Source organism: Pseudoselenomonas ruminantium (genome assembly GCF_900113715.1).
Classification (GTDB): domain Bacteria; phylum Bacillota; class Negativicutes; order Selenomonadales; family Selenomonadaceae; genus Selenomonas_A; species Selenomonas_A caprae.
Window position 1 is genome coordinate 1 of the sequence record NZ_FOQK01000029.1, and the last position, 22138, is coordinate 22138.

The following is a 22138-nucleotide window of genomic DNA, read 5'->3' on the forward strand; positions in this document are numbered from 1 at the left end:
CTCCCGCAGCAAGCACATCGATGTAATTCGTTGCCTATCGCCGGAAAGGAACAGGCTTGTTCCAACATATCGGAGGGCGAGGGTGGGTACACTTTCTTCGTAGACGGAGCGACTGCCCGAACGCAGTGAGGGATGGCCCGCGGTAGATAATCACTAGAACGTCTAGATGTATTGGCGCGCCGCCGGCTTGCCCGGCGCATGTCACTAAGTACGTACAAGGGTATCCGCGCGGGTCATTTAGCGGAGCGGAGAAAAAGAGCACCCACCCTCACCCAAGCTGAGCTGCTCCAAGCCTATTTTCAGCTCGCACGAACATACAAACTGCAATTTATTAATTATGATGGTAAAGATGGAATTTATCGTGAAGGAGGTTTGCTGGCTGGAAAGCCAGTGAACCTCCTTTGTAGTAGAAACGGTGTGTTTTTTGTTTTATTTTTCGTTGCGGGCGGAAAGTGGCAGGATTTTTGCGGTTCATGTATAATATAAGAAAACTAGGACATTTTACTTATAAGGGGATTATCAGTATGCAGAAAATCAGAAAAGCAGTAATTCCGGCGGCGGGGTATGGTACGCGCTTCTTGCCGGCCACGAAGGCGACGCCGAAGGAAATGCTGCCCATCGTCGATAAACCGACCATCCAGTACATCGTGGAAGAGGCGATGGCCAGTGGTATCGAGGATATCTTGATCATCAGCGGGCACGGGAAAAGAGCTATTGAAGATCATTTTGATGGAGCGCCGGCACTGGAGGCAGAGCTGCGCAAAAAGGGGAAATTGGATCTGTTGGAGAAGGTGCAGGAGACGGCTGACATCAACATCCATTATATCCGTCAGCGCTATATGCGCGGCTTGGGCGATGCCATCCTGTGTGCGAAGTCCTTCATGGGCGATGAGCCGTTTGCCGTACTGCTCGGTGACGATGTGGTCTATAATCCGGACAAGCCAGCGCTGCGCCAGCTCATGGATGTCTATGAGGCGACGGGGGGCTCGGTTCTGGGCTGCCAGAACGTGCCGGAGGAAAAGGTTTCTGCTTATGGCATCGTAGCTGGCAGTCAGACGGACGACGAACGTCTGATGAAAGTAACGGATATGGTGGAGAAACCTGCCCAGGAAGATGCGCCGAGCCGTTTGGCCGTATTGGGCCGCTATATCATCAAGCCGCAGATTTTTGAGATCCTTGAGCAGACGAAGCCGGGCAAGGGCGGGGAGGTCCAGCTGACAGATGCCCTCAAAGTGCTGGCCAGCGAAGATGCTGTTTATGCCTACGACTTTGAAGGCATCCGCTATGACGTTGGCGATAAGCTCGGTTTCCTCAAGGCGACGGTCGAATATGCCCTGCGCCGTGAAGACCTTGGCGCACCGTTCAAAGAGTATCTGCAGGAGCTGGTAAAGGGAATCTGAGGTGTGATTTTTGCAGACAAAAAATAAAGCCAATCTGGCTTTAGGCATCAGTGCCGCCGGTTTCATCGGAACGATGGCAGCCGGCGGCACTGGCTTTTTGCCAGGTCTTTTGCATCACGGATTTTTGGCCGCGACGATTGGCGGCCTGGCCGACTGGTTTGCCGTGACAGCTATCTTCCATAAACCACTCGGCATATCCTACCGTACCGATATCCTGCGCCGCAACCGCCCGCGCATCATGGACGCTATCGTGACGTTTGCCAGCGATGACCTGTTGAGCACGGAGAATATCATGCGGGTCATAGAGGAGCAGGATACGGCACGGCTGCTCGTCGAGTATCTTGCGTACCGCGGTGGCCGGGAGCGCGTGCATGAGGTGGTGGAGGCAGCACTCCTGCGGGGCGTGGCCGATATTGATACGGCTGCGGTGGCGGCGGAGCTGTCGCCAGCCATCCACGAGGGCCTGCAGTCGTTTGCCTTGGAGGATGTCCTGGCGGATCTGCTGAAGATGATGGCCGAGGAGGAGCATTCGGTGCGGATACTGGAAAGCCTGCTGGCCATCAGCCAGCGGCTGCTGGCCTCTGAGCCGCTGCAGCAGGTGCTGCTGGCGCGCATCACGAGCCTGCGCCAGCAGTATGAGAAGGATTCGGCGGGGCGGGCCTTTGTGCTGGCCTCGCTGGATATCACCGATGAGCGTATACTGGCGATGCTGCTGGAGCAGGCGCAACAGCAGCTGCGGATGATGCTGGCTGAGCCGACGGAAAGCTATGCCAGCGTCAAAGCGGGACTGGAAACCATGCTGCGGGCGCTGAGCCAGGATACGCGGCTGCGGGCTATCCTGCAGGAACGCAAGGAGCAGCTGCTGGAACAGTTTGATATCGAGTCCGGGCTGGCGCGCTGGCTGGAGGTGAATCTCAAGGGAGAGGATCCCTTTTGGCTGCCGCAGGTGCATGGATTCATCGATGCGCGCATCGATGACTTCATGCATTCGGAACCATGGCAGCGGCGTTTCGACCAGTTCGTCAAGCAGTTTGTCGAAGACGAGCTGACCAAGCATCATGACCTGATTCCGGGGATCATCCGCGAACGGCTCGCGGAGTTCTCCGATGATGAGCTGGTGGCGTTTGTCGAAAACAAGGTGCAGGATGATTTGCAGATGATCCGCATCAATGGCTCGCTGGTCGGTTCGCTGGTCGGCATGGGGCTGTATCTGGTGGTCATGGTGCTGGAAAGGATGTGGGGGCTATGAGGTGGCCGGATTGGAACAAGGCCGATAAGACACTTCTCCTGGCTTTGCTGATCTTCTTTGTGGCACTGGTGCTGCATCTTCAGTATCCGGACAAGGCTGCCGCCGATGCCTTCTTGTTCTGTGCAGAGGCAGCGCTGGTCGGCGGCATCGCGGACTGGTTTGCCGTGACGGCGATCTTCCGCAAGCCACTCGGCTTCCCGTATCATACGGCCATCCTGCCGCGACGCCGGCAGGCGTTCATCCAGGCCTCGGTGACGATGGTGCAGAAGGAGTTCTTCTCGCGGCGCAAGGTGTTCCGGCATCTGGAGCGCCTGCATATCATGCCGATGCTGCTCGGCTGGCTGGCAGAGCCGGAGACGGAGAACCGGCTGGTCCTGCGCCTCGTTCATTTTGCCCGCGATTTTCTCTTGAAACAGGATGCGCGGGCGCAGGCAAAGGTGATCGCAGACAGATTCCGCGGTACGCTGGATGCCCTTGAGCCGGAGCCCTTCTTTGCGCTTTGGGGCGGCTGGCTGCGGCAGACGGGCAAGGATAAGGATTTCTTGAGCCGTGTGGCCGTGTATATCCGCGGGCGCGTGGATGGCGAGGATACCCGCAAGGCTTTGGCGGCTATGTTTGAGCGTTTCGGCGAGGAAAAGGTGCAGGATAATTCCCTCGGCGCTTTCCTGATGGGGCTGGCCCGGGCCGTAGACCTCGTCAACTACGAGGAGGCTGCAGAGCTTGTGCAGCAGCAGATCCTGGCCATGCTCGACGACCTGGCGCAGAAGGATTCAGAGCTGCAGCGCGAGATGCTCCAGCTATTCTATGAAAAGGCCGCCGAGCTCAATCAGGAGCCCTCGTTCCATCGTCTGGTCCATGAGCTCAAAGACCGGCTGGTCAAAGATCTGCCGCTGGAGGAGGCGGTATTCCGCACGCTGGACCATCTGCATCGTCATTTCGCTGAGGACAAGGCGCGCCATGTCGATCCGCTGGCCGAGCATATGCCGGCGCTGCGGACACGGCTCGAGGAGATCCTGCGGGCGGAGTACCGGCGCATGCTGCAGCTGGTTGAGAAGGATGAGGAGCTTCGTCATACGGTGGGGCAGTTCATCTATGATCTGATTGCCCGCACGGCTTTGCATGCCCAGACGCTCGTCGGCGTCATCGTCACGAATGTCCTGTCGCGGCTGACGGATGAACAGCTCAATCATCTGGTCTATGACAAGGTGGAGCCGGATCTTCTGTGGATCCGCATGAACGGCTCGATTGTCGGGGCGGGAATCGGACTGGTGCTCTATGGGCTGATGGCCCTCTGTGCCCCGTGAAATATAGGTTTGCGGGCATTATTGCCATTGACAATCATTATCCATGGCTATATAATAAAGACGGTTGTTATGTCAGGGATTTGCCTGATTTACACATAATACGCGAAATGAAGCTGTTTCGTGTCAAAAGCGATTATGTTTGAGGAGGAAGAGTTATGTTTCAGAAAACGGATTTTTGGATCGGCCTTGCAGTAGGTGCGGTTGCTGGTGTATTCGGCTATCGTTTCATGCAGGAGCGTCAGCAGCAGATGGCTGCTTTCCAGCAGGCTGCACCGGCAGGTGAGCTGCCGCTGGCTGAGCTTCAGCGTCAGAAAGAGGAGCTTGAGGATCTCATCGCTGCTCAGGAAGCCAAAAAGAACTGATTTTTCCTTTTAGGAAATGGAGACTGCCAGCATTGGCAGTCTCTTTGTGTAAACGGGGAGCACGAGGCAGAAAGAGGTTAGGTTTTGAGTATATTTGACAGTTTGCAGATACCGACGAATTCGCTGGATATCTTCATCCGTTCGGTGGAGATTTCGGCTTACATTCCGGGCAGGGTGCGCTTGCACAGCCGGAATCTCGTGGATAATCCGGGCCTGGAGCAGCAGGTCCGGACGCAGCTCGGGGCGTTTGCCGAAATCGATAAGGTAGAGACGAGTACGGTCACTGGCTCGATACTGATCCAGTACCAGCCAGAGCGGCTGCGCAGGAATGCGGAACTCTGCAAGGTAGAACAATATATCATGACACATGCAAGGAGGAAATGACATGTCGATTGTATCGGGATTTATGATGGGAGCGGCCATTGGCAACAACATCCGTCAGATGTTTACGGGTGAGGCGCCGATGCCGGCAAAGCCTGCCGTGCAGACAGCACCGCTGGCCTTGGTCGCGGCTGTGCCGGGACGCCGCCGTTATCGTGCTGCTGTGCTTGCACCTGAGCTTGCGGCTCTGCTGGAGGAAAAGCTCAGCCAGCTGGCATTTTTGACGTCCTTTGCGGCGAACAGCACGAGCGGCAGCCTGCTGTTCACCTATGATCCTGCTGATGAGCGCAAGATGGATGCGCTGGCACTTTGGCTCGAGCGTTATGTCTTTACGCGCCCGCAGGCTAAGACTGAGGTGCAGGAGATTGAGGAGAGTGCAGCAGCTGCTGAGGCCCATGCTGGCAGCCTGACGCGCAGTGTGCGCAATATGGCGCGGGCCTTCAGTGCCTGGATCAAGGCACATACGTCGGGCATCTTCGACATCAGTTCACTGGCTTCGTGTATTTTTGCCCTGCGTGGTTTGCGTAAGATGCTGCTTACGAAGACGTATCCATCGGGAGCACAGATGCTCTGGTGGGCATTGGCGTTGATGAGAGGATGGCGGACGGTATGATGTACCAAAGCTGCTATATCAATCTGCAGGCACGATTGAGCCGTGAGCAGCGTGTGCTGCTGGCTGCGCGTATCCGCAGCTTCCGTCAGGTAAAGGCGGTGTCCGTGGGAGAGCAGCGCATCCAGCTCTGGTATCGCGGCATCCTGCCGTATCGTGCCATCCAGCAGCTGGCAATCGCTGCAGTCGAGGACGCGCATGAGGCAGCAAGAAAACCGGCCGATTTGCTCAAGGAGTATCAGCGTGAGGCCTTGTTCTCGCTGGCCAGCTTTGCTGCCATGGAAATTCTCAAGCGGACATCGCCGCAGCTGTTCCTGAGCATGAAGGCTTTGCGCAGCCTGCTGGTGCTTGGCATTGCGCGCAACTTTATCCGCAATGGTATCGCTGGCATGGTCAAGGACCGTCAGCCCAATGCCGATACGCTGACGGCGACAGCAGTTATTGCCTCGGTGCTGGCTGGCAAACCAGAGTCGAGCCTCACTTTGCTCGCGCTGTCCAATGGTGCGGAAATGCTTACAAGCTATGCTGCTGAGCGTGCCCGGACGCATATTTCGGGGCTCTTGTCGTTGGATCAGCACTATGTCTGGCTCGTAGAAGGCGATGTCGAGCGCAAGATTCCGGTTGAGCAGGTAAAAGTCGGCGATGTGATTTCCGTACACACAGGTGAGAAGATTGTCGTTGATGGCCGCGTGCTCGATGGCAATGCGGCGGTCAATCAGTCGTCGATCACGGGTGAGTCGAATCCGGCGATGAAGAAAGTGAAATCGCCAGTCTATGCGGGCAGTGTCGTTGAGGCAGGCAGCCTGACGATTGCCGTCGAAAAGGTCGGCAAGGATACGTCGCTGGCGCATATCGTGCATCTCGTCGAGGAGGCCCAGACGCGTAAGGCACCCGTGCAGAATTTCGCAGATCAGATGGCCAATCTGCTCGTGCCGGTATCGTTTATCGGTGCTGCTGTGGTCTATGGCGCTACGCGCGACTGGCAGCGGGTGTTGAACCTGCTGTTCATCGATTTCTCCTGCGGCTTGAAGCTTTCGACAGCTACGGCAATCTCAGCGGCTATCGGGGCAGCGGCCAAACGCGGTATCCTCGTCAAGGGCGGCAACTACATTGAGTCGCTGGCTGAGACGGATACGGTGGTGCTCGATAAGACCGGTACATTGACGGTCGGTATTCCGCAGATTTCCTTTGTCAAGACGGCACATGATGTCAAAGAAAAGGAAGTTATCCTGCTCGCGGCATCGGCAGAGCAGCACTCGGTGCATCCGCTGGCTGTAGCTATCCAGAAATATGTCAAGGAAAAGGGCTGGCAGACGCCGCACCACAAGTCGACGAAAACCATCGTTGCGCGTGGCATGGAAGCTGTTGTACCAGCCTTTGCGGATAGCAAGGGTGGTTTTGTCCGCGTTGGCAGCCGCAAGTTCCTGATGGAAAACGGCATTGAAGATACGGAGCAGCTGGCCTTGGGATTGACGAGCAAGAATCTCTTGTATGTTGCCTGCGATGATCGTCTGCTCGGCGTTATCGGCATCGAGGACCCCATCCGTCCGGCTATGAAGAAGACGCTCAATCAGATGCGCCGCTATGGTATCGACGAGATCGTCATGCTGACGGGCGACTCCAAGCCAGTGGCGGCTGAGGTCGCTGCCAAGATGGGCATCGATTCGTATTATGCGGAGATCCTGCCCGAGGATAAATCCGACTATGTCAATAAGCTCAAGCAGCGTGGCACGGTCATGATGGTGGGCGATGGCATCAATGATGCGCCGGCGCTGGCCTTTGCTGATGTCGGCGTCTCGCTGGGAGGCCGGCAGACGGATATCGCTGCCGAATCCTCGGCAGTCACGATCCACTCGGAGGATCCGCGCCGTCTTATGGAAGCATTGCAGCTGGGGCGTCGGACGATGTCGCTGGTGCAGCAGAACTTCATGGCGACAATCCTGGTCAACTCGGCGGCTATGCTGCTCGGAGCGCTCGGACGCATCAATCCTGTCTGGGCAGCAGCCATTCACAACACGGCAACGCTGGCAGTGGTGCTCAATAGCTGCCGTATCCTGCGTCCGTCCAAACGGGAATTTTTGCCACGTCATCGGCGTGCCTAAAATAGAAAAAAAGCGCTGATAAAAGCCTGCGGTTTGCTTGCCGCAGGCTTTTTCAGCGCTTTTTTTATGGAATTTATGGAAATAGGAAGGTCAGATACCCATTTCGATATTGTGGATAATGGTCGTGAGCTTGTCCATCTCGGCAGCTGTGCGCTCGTTGATGACTTCAAGGGCTTTGATGGACTGCGTGGATTTCTGGATGTGTGTAACACCTTCGTTGAGACTCTTGTGGAGATTCTTCATCTCCGTTGCAAAGTGTTCATCGAACTCGTTGATCTTATCCTCGAAGTCCTTGTTGGCTGAGAGGATATTGTCGATTTCGGCGACGTCGTGCAGCAGCACTTTGATGGCCTCATCGGAAGTATGCAGGCTGGTCTGCGTATTTTCTGAGAGCTTGCGGACTTCCTGCGCGACGACTGAGAAGCCGCGGCCTGCCTCGCCGGCACGGGCTGCTTCGATGGCGGCATTGAGAGCCAGCAGGTTGGTCTGGGCGGCAATCTCGTTGATCATCTTCATGACATCGTCGATTTTCTGCGTGCTTTGGGAGAGCATGTCGAGTTTTGGCGTGATTTCGCGATTGCGCTCCGTCAGCTGATTGAAGAGACCATTCTGCTCATCGATACCGTTGGAGAGCTGCTTGATGGCTTCCTGGATGAGATCGACATCGCCGGACATGCGCATGATGGTCTGGACGATGCCGGGCATCTTCGCCTGATAATCTTTGAACATATTGATGAGGTTGTCTTTGAGCACCTCGGTATGTTTCTGACGGTCGATGATGCGTTTGAAGAAGAACGCATTGCAGTCAGAATAGCTGCGGGCGAAATTATCGACATATGCGTCTGAGAATGACTGTCCTTCGGGCACATGGTAGAAGCAGATAGCAGTCAGTGTCTCATTGACATGCAGGCCGGCGATTTCGCCGAAGCTCGAGAAACCAGCGACAGGCACATCGTCGAAGAAGTCCATATGCTTGACTTCCTCGGGATAGCCGAGACGGCGCAGGATACAGTCATTGAGGATTGCGCCGATAGCCTTGGGCTTGTTGCTGGTATACGCGCGCAAATCGCGGGAAAGCGTGGTTTCGAGCGGCTGGCGTTTTAGCAGGTAAAGTTTTTCGCCGGTTACGACATCGCAGAAGAAACTGATGCGGTCATTGACATCATCGATGCCGGAAATCGTACGGATGAAGTCTTCGCCGTTGACATCGGTGGCAAAGGTATAGCCTTGCAGCTTCGTCTGCAGTTCCTGGGTGCTGCTGACGCCGAAATGGTCTTTGAGTGCTTCGATGAAAGAAACAGGCTCGCCGTTTGGCCCCTCGACGGTCTCGATATAGCGCAGGGCTGTATTGGCGCTGCCAACTGTGAAGACGTCGCCGGTGCGCTCGACAGCCTGCGATTTGAAGATGCCATAGCGATAGGCTTTCTTGAGACGGACCAGCGTGATGACCGCGTGGTTCTCAAGGCACTGCTTGTCATCATAAATGTAAGTATGGGTAAAGGTCATGTCGCCAGCTGCGCTGCCGCCGATAAATGGAATCGGGAATTTGCCGGATTCGAACAATGCTTGCAGGACAAAGGTCTCGCAGGCCGAAGCACCGTCGATGTAGACCATGGCAAAGGAATGGGCAACGCTGAGACGGAACGGCGTCGGCAGCTTGTCGATTTCGCGGCGGATGGCGGCGACGCGGTCGTTGACGGTCATCTCGACAGAACCGCGGCGCAGGTCATCATTCGGCAGCGGGATGCTCATAATGTGCAGTGATTCGATCATGCGGTTGGAGAATGCCTGCAGCAAGACCTTGGCACGGCCGTCCGGTGCCTCACAGTAGAGCGAGCGGCTGCCCTGCGGACGGCAGAGCTCACCGGAAGTCGTCATGAGGATGACCTTGGTCGTGGAGGGGACTTCACGTTTGATTGTTTGCGCGACTTCCGGGATGCTGAGGTCTGGCGAGACAAAGCCCATGATCAGGGCACAGCCCTCGGCGACATCGGCTAAATCCTTAAGACGTACTGCGGTAAGATCATTCTTACCGAGATAGGCGGTCTTAATGTCCTGCTGGGTGGAGGCAGCAGGGATGGATGGGGTTGCATGGGAAGCTGCGGGACTCGCAGCTTCGGCTTTCTTCATGCCCGAAGAAAAAAGATTGATCATTTCTAAACACCTCTTTGTTTTATGACAGTCGTTACATGTTGACACTTGATGTGGACGGGCACATAGACTATCTTTATATTTAGTTTCGGCATGGAAAGTGAAAATCCTGCAACAGAAGACGTTTATTTTATATACGGGAGATAATAGGTGAAGGCAGAAGGGATGCTATAAGTATTGGAAATTTCAGCTGCTGAGGCCCAGAAAAGCGATGCGGGGCATTCTGCTGTTTGGAGGCAGTCTGCTTGTAATTGTATATCCCATCCGGACAAATGCCATTCGACATGCGAGAAGATGTGGCGGGCAGCGGGCAGTGGCTTGATTCGGCTGGCTCGATAGCCATGGCATTGCAGCCAGGCTTCGATATCTTGTTGTGAGAGCCTGCCAGGCAGATTGGGAAATTCCCATAGTCCTGCCAGCAGTCCTTTGGCTGGCCGCTGGTGCAGGGCATAGGCTGCTCCCTGGTGCAGCAGCAGGATGGTGCGATCCTCCTGACGCCGAGGTTTAGCGGCTGCCCTGACAGGGTACTTTTGTTCCTGTCCGTTGTCGTGGGCAAGACAGAGCTGCTGGAGCGGGCAGGCGGGGCAATGCGGTGTGCCGTGGGGCAGGCAGACCGTCGCACCAAGATCCATAAAGGCTTGATTGAGGCTGCTGGCATCGGAGCCGGTCGGATAGTGAGGGGCAAGGGCGTTCTCGACGGCCGTCCGCGTGCGGGCGGCCATGATGTCCTCGGGGCAGGCGAGGACGCGCATGATGACGCGCAACATATTGCCGTCGACGGCTGGCCAGGGCTTGCCCCAGGCGATGGAGCCGATGGCACTGGCTGTATAGCGTCCGATGCCCGGCAGGGCAAGCAGGGCCTTATGCTCCTGGGGCAGTCTGCCGCCGTGCTCAGCGACGATGACCTGGGCAGCTTTCTTGAGATTGCGGGCCCGGGAGTAGTAGCCAAGCCCTTGCCAGAGCTTCATGAGCATTTCATCATCGGCGGCTGCGAGGGCGGCGATGTCCGGCAGGGCGGCAAGGAAGCGTTCATAGTAGGGGATGACCGCAGCTGCACGCGTCTGCTGCAGCATGATCTCTGACAGCCAGGTGTGATATGGCGTCGGGGAAAGCCGCCAGGGGAGCTGGCGGTCGCTGGCCTGCCCTTTGTACCAGGTAAGCAGCGGCTGGATGATGCCGGGCAATATATCGGCGTGGTTGAGCGTAAGTGCTGGTTTCAATGCAAGATTCTCCTTTGACACGATCGGATGTGATGCGGATTATTCTAGCATATCGCAGCGGAGAACGCCATGAGCAAGAAAAAAGACAAAATATTATCAAATAGCAGAATAATTCAAGAAAATGTAAGGAATATAACTTTGACTCCGCATTACGAGGACAATAGTCATAAAAATCAAGCGACATGGCCCTGAATTGTATTTTTAGAGAGGAATATAGTAGCAAAAATCTTTAATTAAATACAAAAATGTTACATTTTTCTATTGACAAAAAAGTCCATCGGCGCAATAATGTATACATACTTTACAACATTACATATTCAAACGGCCGTATCGCAGGCTCTCTGCGGTAGGGAGAAAGGGGATAGCGGCATGAAACATGTCTTGTCTGTGTTTGTTGAGAATCAGACTGGTGTGCTGGTCCGGGTTGTAAGTATGTTTTCCAGACGGGAATTCAATATCGACAGTCTGTCGGTAGGTGTGACCGAGCGGCCGGAATACTCGCGCATTACCGTAGTAGTGCAGGGGGATGAGAATCTTATTGAGCAGATGATCAAGCAGCTTGAGAAGATGCCGGTGGTTCAGGCCGTGCAGCGCCTGGATGAAAAAAATGCTGTGTGCCGCGGTATGACGCTGATCAAAGTCAGATCGGATGATACGAACCGGCTGGATGTCTTGAAGATGGCCGAGCTTTTCCGGGCTCATGTGGTGGATGTGGAATCGTCTACGCTCGTCTTCGAGATAACGGGCAGCGATGACAAGGTGACAGCTTTCTTGAAGCTCGTCAAGCCTTACGGCATCGCCGAGGTCATCCGTACCGGCCTTATCGCATTGGAGCGCGGTGAACATACTATTTATGAACATTGTGAGGAGAGAGAGTACTATGGCAAAAACTTATTATGATCAGGATGTCAACTGGGAAGTTCTGAATGGCAAAAAAGTTGCTATCATTGGCTATGGCAGCCAGGGACATGCACATGCCTTGAACCTCAAGGAAAGCGGCGTTGACGTTGTGGTCGGTCTCTATGAAGGCTCCAAGTCCAAGAAAGTTGCCGAGGAACATGGACTGACGGTCAAGAACGTCGCGGAGGCAGTCAAAGAGGCTGACATTACGATGGTCCTGATTCCGGACGAGAAACAGTCTGATGTCTACAAGAATGAGATTGCCCCGAACCTCAAATCCGGTAGTGCTCTCGCCTTTGCTCACGGCTTCAATATCCATTATCAGCAGATCGTTCCGCCGGCTGATGTCGACGTATTCATGGTCGCTCCGAAAGGCCCGGGCCATCTCGTACGCCGCACGTACACGGAGGGCTCTGGTGTTCCGGCTGTGTTTGCTGTCCATCAGGATGCATCGGGCAAATGCTTCGATATCGCACTGGCTTATGCCAAAGGCCTTGGCGCTACGCGTTCCGGTGTCTTGCAGACGACGTTCCGCGATGAGACGGAGGAAGACCTCTTCGGTGAGCAGGCTGTCCTCTGCGGCGGTGTCTGCCAGCTGATGCAGACGGGCTTCGAGGTGCTAGTCGAGGCAGGCTATCCGCCTGAGATGGCATACTTCGAGTGCTTCCATGAGATGAAGCTCATCGTTGACCTCTGCTATGAGGGCGGCTTCACGAAGATGCGCAAATCCATCTCCGATACGGCTGAGTATGGTGACTACATGGTAGGCCCGCGCATCATCACCGAGGAGACGAAGAAAGAGATGAAGAAAGTCCTGAAGGAAATCCAGGACGGCACGTTTGCTCGCAACTGGCTCTTGGAGAACCGTGCTGCTGGCCGTGCAAACTTCCATGCACAGCGCCGTCTCCATGCTGAGCATCAGATCGAGAAGGTCGGTGCAGAGCTGCGCAACATGATGCCGTGGCTGCGCGATGCTGCTGACCTGTCTAAAGACTAAGCGCTGACGAAGCAGAATATAGAACTTTTCATGAAGCCTTCCCCCCACCGGGGAGGGCTTTATTCGAATCACAAACTAGGAGGGCAACAAATGGGTATGAATATGAGCGAAAAAATCCTAGCCCGTCATGCGGGTGTGGAATCGGTCAAGGCCGGCCAGCTGATCAACTGCAAGCTGGATATGGTGCTGGCCAATGATATCACGGCGCCGCCATCGATAAAGAAATTCGAGGAGATCGGCCGTCCCGTGTTCGATCGGGAGAAGATTGCCTTGGTACCGGATCACTTCCAGCCGGCCAAGGATATCAAGTCAGCTGAGCTTGGCAAGGCTGTCCGCGATTTTGCGCACAAATGGAAGATCGTCAATTACTTTGAGCAGGGCCGTGTGGGCATCGAGCATGTCATCCTGCCAGAGCTGGGCATTGTCGGCCCCGGTATGCTGACAATCGGCGCCGATTCCCATACCTGTACCTACGGAGCAGTCAATGGCTTTGCGACGGGGGTGGGCTCGACTGACCTCGGTGCGGCTATGGCTACGGGGGAGGCCTGGTTCAAGGTGCCGGAGGCCATCAAGGTGAATCTTACGGGCAGGAAGCCGGCAGGTACGAACGGCAAGGATGTCATCCTGACGCTCATCGGTATGATCGGCGTCGATGGTGCGCTTTATAAGTCGCTGGAGTTCGCTGGTCCAGGCGTGAAGGAACTCACGATGACCGACCGCCTGACGATTGCCAACATGGCCATCGAGGCTGGTGCCAAGAATGGTATCTTCCCGTTCGATGAGGTCACGAAGGAATATGTCGAGGGCCGGGTCAAAAAAGCCTATGAACCGGTGGCCGCAGACGAAGATGCGCAGTATGTCCAGATAGTCGAGATCAATCTCGATGAACTGAAACCAGTGGTAGCATTCCCGCATCTGCCGGGCAATACGAAGGCTGTGGCTGACATCGAGGAGCCGATTGCCATCGACCAGGTCATCATCGGCTCTTGCACGAATGGCCGTCTGGAGGATATGGAGATCGCTGCGGAGATCCTCAAGGGGCACAAGGTCGCTGACCATGTCCGCTGCATCATCATCCCCGGGAGTCCCGCCATCTATAAAGAGTCCATGAAGCGCGGCTATATCGATGCGTTCATCGATGCGGGCTGTGCGGTCTCGACGCCGACCTGTGGCCCGTGCCTTGGCGGCTATATGGGCATCATGGCAGCCGGCGAGAAGTGCGTATCGACGACGAACCGCAATTTCCGCGGCCGTATGGGCCATGTCGACAGCGAAGTATATCTGGCTGGTCCGCACGTTGCAGCAGCCAGTGCGATCCTGGGACGCATTGCCACGGCAGAGGAGGTAAAGTGAGATGAAGTTAGCAGGAAAAGTTTGGCGCTATGGAGATAATATCGATACGGATGTCATCATCCCCGCGCGTTATCTGAATACATTCGACCCGAAAGAATTGGCCAGCCACTGCATGGTCGATATCGACGAGAGCTTTGCCCAGAATGTCAAGGCTGGTGATATTATGGTCGGCGGCAAGAACTTCGGCTGCGGCTCCTCGCGCGAGCATGCGCCGGTAGCCATCAAGGCTTCGGGGGTGCCTGTGGTCATTGCCGCGAGCTTTGCCCGCATCTTTTACCGCAATGGCATAAACATTGGTTTGCCTTTGTTAGAGATTGGCGATGCTGTGGAGAAAATCAAGGCCAGCGATGAGCTGCGCGTGGATACGGCGACTGGTGTCATCGAGAATCTGACGACGGGCGATGTCTTCCATGCGAACCCGCTGCCGGGCTTTATCCAGGATATTGCCAAGGCAGGCGGCCTTATCAACTACATCAAGGAGAAGAACTGATCATGTCATATAAGATTACTGTAATCCCTGGCGACGGCATCGGCAAGGAGATCACCGATGCTGCGGTCGAGGTCCTCAAGACGGTGGATGGAAAATTCGGGCTGGGCCTCGCGTATGAGTATCACGATGCGGGCGGCACGGCCTATGATAAGTTCGGCACTCCGCTGCCCCAGTCGACCATCGATGCCTGCAAGGCGTCGGACGCCGTGCTGTTTGGTGCTGTGGGCGGCGATAAATGGGATGATGTCGATCCGGCACTGCGTCCCGAAAAGGCCATCCTGGGCCTGCGCAAGAATCTGGATCTTTATGCGAATCTGCGTCCGGTCAAGGTGGCCGATGCCTTGGTGGATTATTCGCCGCTCAAGCCAGAGCTCGTTCGTGGTGTGGATCTTGTTATCGTACGCGAACTGGTCGGCGGCATCTATTTCGGCGAGAAATGTGAGTCGGAGCAGCATGATGGCACTGAGCGGGCTTGGGATCTGGAGAACTATTCCGTCCCTGAAGTCGAGCGCATCGCCAAGCTCGCCTTTGCGACGGCCAAGCTGCGCCGTGGCAAGGTCACGTCGGTCGACAAGGCCAATGTGCTGGCGACGTCGCGTCTCTGGCGCCGTACAGTGGCTAAAGTGGCTGAGGAGCATCAGGAGGTTGAACTCAACAACCTCTACGTTGACAACTGTGCCATGCAGCTGGCTATCCGCCCGACGCAGTTCGATGTCATCGTGACGGGCAACCTGTTTGGCGATATCCTGTCTGATGAGGCGGCTGTTGTCGGTGGTTCGATCGGCATGATGCCGTCGGCATCTATCGGCACCTGCACGAGTCTTTATGAGCCGATTCACGGCAGTGCTCCCGACATCGCCGGCAAGGGCATCGCCAACCCGATGGGGACGATCCTGTCGGCAGCGATGCTGCTGCGCTATTCGCTGCATGAGGAAGAGGCGGCCAAAGCCATCGAAAAAGCGGTGGACAAGACGCTGGCGGATGGATATCGCACGCCGGATCTCTGGAAAGAAGGATTTTCGAAGGCCAATACCGAAGAGATTACACGGCTGATTTGTCAGCGGATTTGAGTCTTCCTCATGGGGGTAGGCTGTTAGGAGGCGATCGTTTGAAGGGAGCACAAGCAGTAGCGGCCTGCCTCAAGGAGCAGGGCGTTGATACCGTATTCGGCTATCCAGGCGGCATGATCCTGCCGCTGTATGACGCATTTTACGATGACAAAGAGATCCACCAGGTGCTCGTGACGCATGAGCAGAACGCTGCGCATGCAGCCGATGGTTATGCGCGGGCGTCGGGGAAGGTCGGGGTCTGCATCGCGACTTCGGGGCCGGGGGCCACGAATCTGGTTACGGGGATCGCGACGGCGTTCATGGACTCGATTCCTATCGTGGCGATCACAGGACAGGTGGACACGGCCCTCTTGGGCAGAGATGCTTTCCAGGAGACCGATATCCTCGATGTCACGATGCCCATCACGAAGCATAACTATAAGGTCAAGGATGCCCGGCAGCTCGTGCCGACGATCCGTGAGGCCTTCCGGCTGGCGCGCAAGGGGCGGCCAGGCCCCGTGCTTGTCGATGTGCCGCGGGATCTGTTCTTTGCAGAGGTAGACTACGAGCCGCTGGCGGCTGAAACAAAGCCTGCTGGCAAGCCGGATGCGGATTTCCTGATCTGTGCAGCTGAGGCAGCCCGGGAAATCGCTACGGCCAAGCAGCCGGTGGCGATCGTGGGCGGCGGTGTGGTCTCAGCCGGAGCCTCGGCCGAAGTGATGGCGTTTGTGGAGAAGTACCATCTGCCGGTGGCGCATACGCTGATGGGACTGGGCGCAATCCCGCGCTCGCATCCCCAGTCCTTGGGCTTTGCCGGGATGCATGGCGAGAAGGCTGCCAATCATGCGATCGCCGCCGCAGATCTTGTCGTGGCCATCGGCAGCCGCTTCGGCGACCGCCAGACGGGCAATGTCAAGAAATACACGCAGGATACGAAGTTCATCCATATCGATATCGATCCTGCTGAGATCGACAAGAATATCGGCAATTCATTGGGGCTGGCTGGGGATATGAAGTCGATCCTTGCCCTGTTGATGAAGCATGAACCCAATGGTGACCTGGCTGAATGGTGGGAGAAGATCCATGCCTGGCGTGAGACGTACGAATACGACTACCACCAGAACCGCTTGACCGTTCCCTGGGCAATGCATCAGGTGGCACTTATGACAAAGGGCAGGCCGTTTGCTTTTGCCACCGATGTGGGCCAGCACCAGATGTGGGCGGCACTGCATCTGCATGTCGAGGAGCCGCGTACCTGGCTGACCTCAGGCGGTTTGGGGACGATGGGCTTTGGCTTGCCAGCAGCGATGGGAGCCCAGCTGGCCTATGGTGATACGCGCCGTGTTGTCCATGTTGCAGGCGACGGCGGCATCAAGATGACGGGCAATGAGTTCTATACGATTGCGCGCCTGCAGCTGCCCATTGTATCGCTTATCGTCAACAATACGAGTCTGGGCATGATCCGCCAGCTGCAGAAAGTCATGTACAAAGAGCGCTATATCGCCTGCGAGTTTGACTATCCGATGGACTATGCAGCCTATGCCAAGAGTTTCGGCATCGAGGCTGAGACAGTGTCCACGCAGGAGGAGTTCGCTGCGGCCTTGCAGCATGCACTGGCAGATAAAGACCATCCAAGGGTCATCGTGCTCAATGTCTGGCGCAGTTTTGTCGAGCCGATGATAAAAGGCGGCGCCCGCATCGATGAATTCGTGGATTTCAAGTGATGTCTATGTAAAAAGAAGGAAAAACATCTCTGTTTGTTGTATACTTATATAGATACGACAAAATTACCGGGGGTGTTTTTCTTTTGGTTAAAAAGGGAATTATTCTGGCAGGCGGCTCGGGAACACGACTTTATCCCCTGACGAAAGTTGTCTCGAAGCAGCTTATGCCGGTATACGATAAACCGATGATCTACTATCCGCTGAGCACGCTGATGCTGGCGGGAATCAATGATATCCTGATCATTACAACGCCGGAGGACAAGGAGCTGTTTGTACGGCTGCTGGGAGACGGAAGTCAGCTGGGCATCAGCATTTCCTATGCGGTGCAGCCAAGTCCGGATGGATTGGCCCAGGCCTTCCTGATCGGCGAGCAGTTTATTGGCGGCGAGGCCTGTGCTTTGGTGCTCGGCGACAATATCTTCTACGGTTCAGATCTCGCGCAGGCCATGCAGCGGGCGGCGCAGCTTGATACGGGGGCGACGGTGTTTGCCTACTATGTCTCCGATCCAGAGCGCTATGGCGTGGTCGAGTTTGACAAGGCGGGCAAGGCACTCAGCCTGGAGGAGAAACCGGCTGCACCGAAATCCAACTATGCCGTCACGGGGCTGTACTTCTACGACAAGGATATCGTGGATATTGCCAAGAGCATTAAGCCGTCGCCGCGCGGCGAGCTGGAAATCACCGATGTCAACAAGGTGTATCTGGAACGCGGCACGCTCAAGGTTGAGAAGATGCGCCGCGGCTATGCCTGGCTGGATACGGGTACACATGAGTCGCTCCTGGATGCCGGAGCTTTTGTGCGCACGATCCAGGCGCGCCAGGGTCTCAAGATCGCCTGCATCGAGGAGATCGCCTATCGCATGGGCTATATCGATGCAGCACAGGTCGAGAAGTTGGCGCAGCCACTGCTGAAGAACGAATATGGCAAGTATCTGATCAATATGTTGAATGAATGATGGAGTTAGAGAGATAGCAATGAAAGCAACAGAAACAAGATTGAAGGGTGTATTTGTCCTGGAGCCGAAGGTCTTTGGCGATGCGCGTGGCTGGTTCATGGAGAGCTGGTCGCAGCGCAAGATGGAAGAGGCAGGCATAAAGGTGGATTTCGTGCAGGATAACCAGTCCTTCTCGGCGCAGAAGGGGACGCTGCGCGGTCTGCATTATCAGCTGAACCCCAAGTGCCAGGCTAAGCTCTTGCGCTGTACGCGCGGCAAAATCTTTGATGTGGCGGTCGATATCCGCAAGGGTTCGCCGCAGTATGGCCAGTGGGTAGGTGTGGAGCTTTCGGCTGAGAACAAGAAGCAGCTCTTTATTCCGCGCGGCTTTGCCCATGGCTTCATCACATTGACCGATGATGTAGAGGTGCAGTACAAGGCGGATAATTACTATGCGCCGGAATGTGATGGCAACATCCGCTGGAATGATCCCGACATCGGTGTTGAGTGGCCAATCGAGCCGGTCATCCTGTCGGAGAAGGATCAGCAGGCACCTCTGCTCAAAGCGCGCATGGATCTTAACTTTGTCTATGGGGAATAACTTCCAAGGGGGAATCACGATATGAATATAGTTGTAACCGGCGGTGCTGGTTTTATTGGCGCGAATTTCGTTTATTACATGCTCGAGAAGCATCCGGATGATAGGATCATCTGCTATGATAAGCTGACATATGCCGGCAATATGGCGACGCTGGAAAAAGCCATGACGAAGGAGAACTTCAAGTTCATCCGTGGTGACATCGCTGACCGTCAGCAGGTCTATAAGATGTTTGAGACGGAGAAGCCCGATGTTATCGTGAATTTTGCCGCTGAGTCGCATGTTGACCGCTCGATCGAGAATCCGGAGATCTTCCTGCAGACGAATATCATCGGTACGAGTGTCCTGCTCGATGCTTGCCGCAAGTATGGCATCGACCGTTATCATCAGGTATCGACCGATGAGGTCTATGGCGATCTGCCGCTTGACCGGCCGGATCTGTTCTTTACGGAGACGACGCCGCTCCATACGTCGAGCCCCTATTCTTCATCGAAGGCTGGTGCTGACCTTCTGGTGCAGGCTTACCATCGCACCTATAAGATTCCGGTTACGATTTCGCGCTGCTCGAACAATTATGGCCCGTATCATTTCCCGGAGAAACTCATTCCGCTCATGATCATCAATGCGCTGGCGGGCAAGAAGCTGCCGGTCTATGGCGATGGTCTCAATGTGCGTGACTGGCTCTTCGTCAAGGACCACTGTGCAGCAATCGACCTCATCCTGCAGAAGGGCAAGGTCGGCGAAGTCTACAATATCGGCGGCCACAATGAGCGGGCGAATATCGATGTGGTCAAGACGATCCTGCGTGAGCTCGGCAAGGGCGAGGAGAGCATCGAGTTTGTCACGGACCGCAAGGGCCACGACCGCCGTTATGCCATCGATCCGACCAAGATCCGCGAGCAGCTCGGTTGGGAACCGACGACGCGTTTCGAGGATGGCATCAAGGAAACGGTCCAATGGTATCTGGACAATCGCGGCTGGTGGGAGAATATCATCAGCGGGGATTATCAGAACTACTACGAGCGCATGTATGGCAGCCGTTCGTCCTTAGAATTCTCGAAAATCTAAAAAATATGAAAAAGGGGTTGACACAAGTGGGTCATCCCCTTTATAATATTACATGTTGGCGGCACAAAGCCTCTGGCAACTGAATAATGTGGGGGCATAGCTCAGCTGGGAGAGCGCTTGAATGGCATTCAAGAGGTCAGGAGTTCGATCCTCCTTGTCTCCACCATGAAATGACAGAACCTAACGGAAGTTAGGTTCTTTTTTGTTATGTGAGGAAAATTTCCGCAAATAGTTTGAAAATTATTGACATTATGATAACTGTGCGCTATAATATAGGCAAGTCAAAGGAACTGATACTTCTGAAAAGGTAATAGCTAGCCAACGGAAAATCAGATTCCTGGAGAGGAGAAGGTCTACAAAGGAGGGGAGTCCGATGGGCCCGTAAGAACGCTACCCAAAGGTAAACGAATGGAGACGACAAAACAGAATATTGACGATTAGCAGCTGGATGGTAGATGAAAAGTCCGGCTGCTTTTGTTATGTTGGGCTGATAAAACACAAAAGTGTAACATTGTAAAGCGAACTTTAGTTTGAGATTGACATGTATTCGCAAGTATATTAACATATATAACAATATACACAGACACCGTGTACTATTGCGTAGGTAGTTTCTAAAGTATCAAGAAAGAAGGGGTTACGTTGGCATTCTATTTTGAAGAACCATCACACACTTTTGGCGAGTATCTGCTTGTTCCGGGCTATTCCTCGGACAAATGCATTCCGAACAATGTATCGCTTAAAACTCCGCTGGTGAAGTTCAAGAAGGGTGAGGAGCCGAAAATCTCCATGAACATCCCGATGACTTCGGCCATCATGCAGGCAGTTTCGAACGACAAGATGGCAATCGCGCTCGCTCAGGAGGGTGGCGTGTCCTTCATCTATGGTTCGCAGACGATTGAGGAAGAGGCTGCTATGGTCGCTCGCGTCAAGAACTATAAGTCTGGTTTTGTCAGCTCCGATTCCAACATCAAACCGACCACGACCCTTGGTGAGATTCTTGATCTTCTGCAGAAAACGAGCCATTCGACGATGGCTGTTACCGAAGACGGCACGCCGGATGGCAAGCTCTTGGGCATCGTCACGAGCCGTGACTATCGCGTTTCCCGCATGTCGCTGGACACGCAGGCCAAAGAGTTCATGACGCCGTTCGAGAACCTCATCTATGCCAAGGCTGAGGAAGTCACGACGATCAATCAGGCTAACGACATGATCTGGGAAAACAAGCTCAACATGCTGCCAATCGTCGACAAGAACCAGCACCTCCGTTACATGGTGTTCCGCAAAGATTATACGGATAACAAGGAGCATGAGCTCCAGCTCATCGACAAGAACAAGCGCTATATCGTCGGCGCTGGTATCAACACGCGTGACTACGCCGAGCGTGTTCCGGCCCTCTTGAAGGCTGGTGCCGATGTCCTCTGCATTGACTCCTCCGAGGGCTTCTCTGAGTGGCAGCGCATCACGCTGAAGTACATCCATGAGAACTTTGGTGAGGATGTCAAGGTCGGTGCCGGCAACGTTGTCGATGCCGAAGGCTTCCGCTTCCTCGCGGAGGCTGGTGCAGACTTCATCAAGGTCGGTATCGGCGGCGGTTCCATCTGCATCACGCGTGAGACGAAAGGCATCGGCCGCGGCCAGGCTACGGCCCTTATCGATGTCTGCGCTGAGCGTGACCGTTACTATGAGGAGACGGGCATCTATATTCCGGTATGCTCCGATGGTGGTATTGTCCATGATTACCATATGACGCTGGCACTGGCTATGGGCGCAGACTTCCTGATGCTCGGCCGTTACTTCTCCCGTTTCGACGAGAGCCCGACGGACAAGGTCAAGGTCAACGGCACGTATTATAAGGAGTACTGGGGCGAGGGTTCCAACCGCGCCCGCAACTGGATGCGCTATGACCTCGGCGGTGCGCGCAAGCTGTCCTTCGAGGAAGGCGTTGACTCCTATGTCCCGTACGCTGGTCCGCTCAAGGACAATGTGCAGACGACGCTCGCCAAGATCCGCAGCACCATGTGCAACTGCGGTTCGCTGAGCCTGCCGGAGTTCCGCGACAAGGCAAAACTCACGCTGGTATCGGCTACGAGTATTGTCGAGGGTGGTTCCCACGACGTCATCCTCAAAGATCGTCTGGGCCGCGACTGATAAGCGAATAAGAGATCGAAGCCATTCCCGTTTTGCGGGGGTGGCTTTTTCTTTTCAGTGGAATTTCAAGATAATAAGCGTATAATAATAACAGATA

Annotated in this window: 19 protein-coding genes and 1 tRNA gene; 18 read left to right on the forward strand and 2 right to left on the reverse strand. The window is 55.1% G+C overall.

What is annotated here, in order from left to right:
* Positions 1-524 precede the first annotated feature (524 nt).
* The 7 genes from galU to BM181_RS12815 all read left to right on the forward strand — a co-directional run bounded on the left by galU (position 525) and on the right by BM181_RS12815 (position 7408).
* Entirely contained in the window at positions 525-1400 is an 876-nt protein-coding gene (gene galU, locus BM181_RS12785; RefSeq protein ID WP_075445537.1) for a UTP--glucose-1-phosphate uridylyltransferase GalU, read from the forward strand.
* 10 nt (positions 1401-1410) lie between these two features.
* Positions 1411-2649 (forward strand): DUF445 domain-containing protein, encoded by a 1239-nt coding sequence (locus BM181_RS12790; RefSeq protein ID WP_075445538.1) that lies wholly within the window; start codon positions 1411-1413, stop codon positions 2647-2649.
* The gene (locus tag BM181_RS12795) at positions 2646-3953 is read left to right on the forward strand and encodes a DUF445 domain-containing protein (RefSeq protein ID WP_075445539.1); all 1308 of its coding nucleotides are present in this window, start codon (positions 2646-2648) and stop codon (positions 3951-3953) included. The genes BM181_RS12790 and BM181_RS12795 overlap by 4 nt, the downstream gene beginning before the upstream one ends.
* A gap of 155 nt (positions 3954-4108) precedes the next feature.
* Positions 4109-4315, forward strand: a complete 207-nt coding sequence (locus BM181_RS12800; protein WP_075445540.1) for a 50S ribosomal protein L9 — start codon at positions 4109-4111, stop codon at positions 4313-4315.
* An 84-nt stretch (positions 4316-4399) separates the two neighbouring features.
* The gene (locus tag BM181_RS12805) at positions 4400-4699 is read left to right on the forward strand and encodes an HMA2 domain-containing protein (protein ID WP_075445541.1); all 300 of its coding nucleotides are present in this window, start codon (positions 4400-4402) and stop codon (positions 4697-4699) included.
* Position 4700: 1 nt separating this feature from the next.
* Positions 4701-5309, forward strand: a complete 609-nt coding sequence (locus BM181_RS12810; protein ID WP_075445542.1) for an HMA2 domain-containing protein — start codon at positions 4701-4703, stop codon at positions 5307-5309.
* Positions 5306-7408, forward strand: coding sequence for a heavy metal translocating P-type ATPase (locus BM181_RS12815; protein WP_256211385.1), 2103 nt, complete (start codon positions 5306-5308; stop codon positions 7406-7408). The genes BM181_RS12810 and BM181_RS12815 overlap by 4 nt, the downstream gene beginning before the upstream one ends.
* Positions 7409-7498: 90 nt before the next feature.
* Here BM181_RS12815 and BM181_RS15680 read toward each other — a convergent pair whose 3' ends face one another.
* Together BM181_RS15680 and mutY are read right to left on the reverse strand one after the other, a co-directional pair.
* Positions 7499-9562 carry a methyl-accepting chemotaxis protein gene (locus tag BM181_RS15680; protein WP_075445544.1) on the reverse strand — a complete coding sequence of 688 codons (2064 nt, stop codon included), beginning with the start codon at positions 9560-9562 and terminating at the stop codon, positions 7499-7501.
* A 122-nt stretch (positions 9563-9684) separates the two neighbouring features.
* The gene (gene mutY / locus BM181_RS12825) at positions 9685-10779 is read right to left on the reverse strand and encodes an A/G-specific adenine glycosylase (RefSeq protein WP_143092200.1); all 1095 of its coding nucleotides are present in this window, start codon (positions 10777-10779) and stop codon (positions 9685-9687) included.
* A 369-nt stretch (positions 10780-11148) separates the two neighbouring features.
* On the opposite strand from mutY, the gene ilvN reads away from it, so the two are divergent.
* From ilvN to BM181_RS12880, 11 genes are all read left to right on the forward strand, one after another.
* Entirely contained in the window at positions 11149-11679 is a 531-nt protein-coding gene (ilvN, locus tag BM181_RS12830; protein ID WP_075445545.1) for an acetolactate synthase small subunit, read from the forward strand.
* A complete protein-coding gene (gene ilvC, locus BM181_RS12835; protein ID WP_075445546.1) occupies positions 11660-12676 on the forward strand; it encodes a ketol-acid reductoisomerase in 1017 nt (338 codons plus the stop codon). The genes ilvN and ilvC overlap by 20 nt, the downstream gene beginning before the upstream one ends.
* Positions 12677-12766: 90 nt before the next feature.
* A complete protein-coding gene (gene leuC / locus BM181_RS12840) occupies positions 12767-14029 on the forward strand; it encodes a 3-isopropylmalate dehydratase large subunit (RefSeq protein ID WP_075445547.1) in 1263 nt (420 codons plus the stop codon).
* A gap of 1 nt (position 14030) precedes the next feature.
* The gene (locus BM181_RS12845; protein ID WP_075445548.1) at positions 14031-14519 is read left to right on the forward strand and encodes a 3-isopropylmalate dehydratase small subunit; all 489 of its coding nucleotides are present in this window, start codon (positions 14031-14033) and stop codon (positions 14517-14519) included.
* 2 nt (positions 14520-14521) lie between these two features.
* A complete protein-coding gene (leuB, locus tag BM181_RS12850; protein WP_075445549.1) occupies positions 14522-15589 on the forward strand; it encodes a 3-isopropylmalate dehydrogenase in 1068 nt (355 codons plus the stop codon).
* 38 nt (positions 15590-15627) lie between these two features.
* A complete protein-coding gene (gene ilvB, locus BM181_RS12855) occupies positions 15628-17292 on the forward strand; it encodes a biosynthetic-type acetolactate synthase large subunit (protein ID WP_075445550.1) in 1665 nt (554 codons plus the stop codon).
* An 83-nt stretch (positions 17293-17375) separates the two neighbouring features.
* Entirely contained in the window at positions 17376-18248 is an 873-nt protein-coding gene (rfbA, locus tag BM181_RS12860; RefSeq protein WP_075445551.1) for a glucose-1-phosphate thymidylyltransferase RfbA, read from the forward strand.
* Positions 18249-18267: 19 nt separating this feature from the next.
* Positions 18268-18828, forward strand: coding sequence for a dTDP-4-dehydrorhamnose 3,5-epimerase (gene rfbC, locus BM181_RS12865; RefSeq protein WP_075445552.1), 561 nt, complete (start codon positions 18268-18270; stop codon positions 18826-18828).
* 21 nt (positions 18829-18849) lie between these two features.
* A complete protein-coding gene (rfbB, locus tag BM181_RS12870) occupies positions 18850-19893 on the forward strand; it encodes a dTDP-glucose 4,6-dehydratase (RefSeq protein ID WP_075445553.1) in 1044 nt (347 codons plus the stop codon).
* Between the two features lie 90 nt (positions 19894-19983).
* Positions 19984-20059, forward strand: a tRNA-Ala gene (locus BM181_RS12875).
* A 473-nt stretch (positions 20060-20532) separates the two neighbouring features.
* Entirely contained in the window at positions 20533-22041 is a 1509-nt protein-coding gene (locus BM181_RS12880; RefSeq protein ID WP_075445554.1) for an IMP dehydrogenase, read from the forward strand.
* The last annotated feature ends 97 nt before the right edge of the window (positions 22042-22138 follow it).

Bases quoted from the DNA above. Each gene is read 5' to 3' on its own strand.
- BM181_RS12845 (WP_075445548.1), top strand. From the start codon at position 14,031: ATGAAGTTAGCAGGAAAAGTTTGGCGCTATGGAGATAATATCGATACG.
- leuC (WP_075445547.1), top strand. From the start codon at position 12,767: ATGGGTATGAATATGAGCGAAAAAATCCTAGCCCGTCATGCGGGTGTG.
- rfbC (WP_075445552.1), top strand. From the start codon at position 18,268: ATGAAAGCAACAGAAACAAGATTGAAGGGTGTATTTGTCCTGGAGCCG.
- BM181_RS15680 (WP_075445544.1), bottom strand. From the start codon at position 9,562: ATGATCAATCTTTTTTCTTCGGGCATGAAGAAAGCCGAAGCTGCGAGT.
- leuB (WP_075445549.1), top strand. From the start codon at position 14,522: ATGTCATATAAGATTACTGTAATCCCTGGCGACGGCATCGGCAAGGAG.
- BM181_RS12810 (WP_075445542.1), top strand. From the start codon at position 4,701: ATGTCGATTGTATCGGGATTTATGATGGGAGCGGCCATTGGCAACAAC.
- rfbB (WP_075445553.1), top strand. From the start codon at position 18,850: ATGAATATAGTTGTAACCGGCGGTGCTGGTTTTATTGGCGCGAATTTC.
- BM181_RS12795 (WP_075445539.1), top strand. From the start codon at position 2,646: ATGAGGTGGCCGGATTGGAACAAGGCCGATAAGACACTTCTCCTGGCT.
- ilvC (WP_075445546.1), top strand. From the start codon at position 11,660: ATGGCAAAAACTTATTATGATCAGGATGTCAACTGGGAAGTTCTGAAT.
- ilvN (WP_075445545.1), top strand. From the start codon at position 11,149: ATGAAACATGTCTTGTCTGTGTTTGTTGAGAATCAGACTGGTGTGCTG.
- BM181_RS12815 (WP_256211385.1), top strand. From the start codon at position 5,306: ATGATGTACCAAAGCTGCTATATCAATCTGCAGGCACGATTGAGCCGT.
- galU (WP_075445537.1), top strand. From the start codon at position 525: ATGCAGAAAATCAGAAAAGCAGTAATTCCGGCGGCGGGGTATGGTACG.
- BM181_RS12800 (WP_075445540.1), top strand. From the start codon at position 4,109: ATGTTTCAGAAAACGGATTTTTGGATCGGCCTTGCAGTAGGTGCGGTT.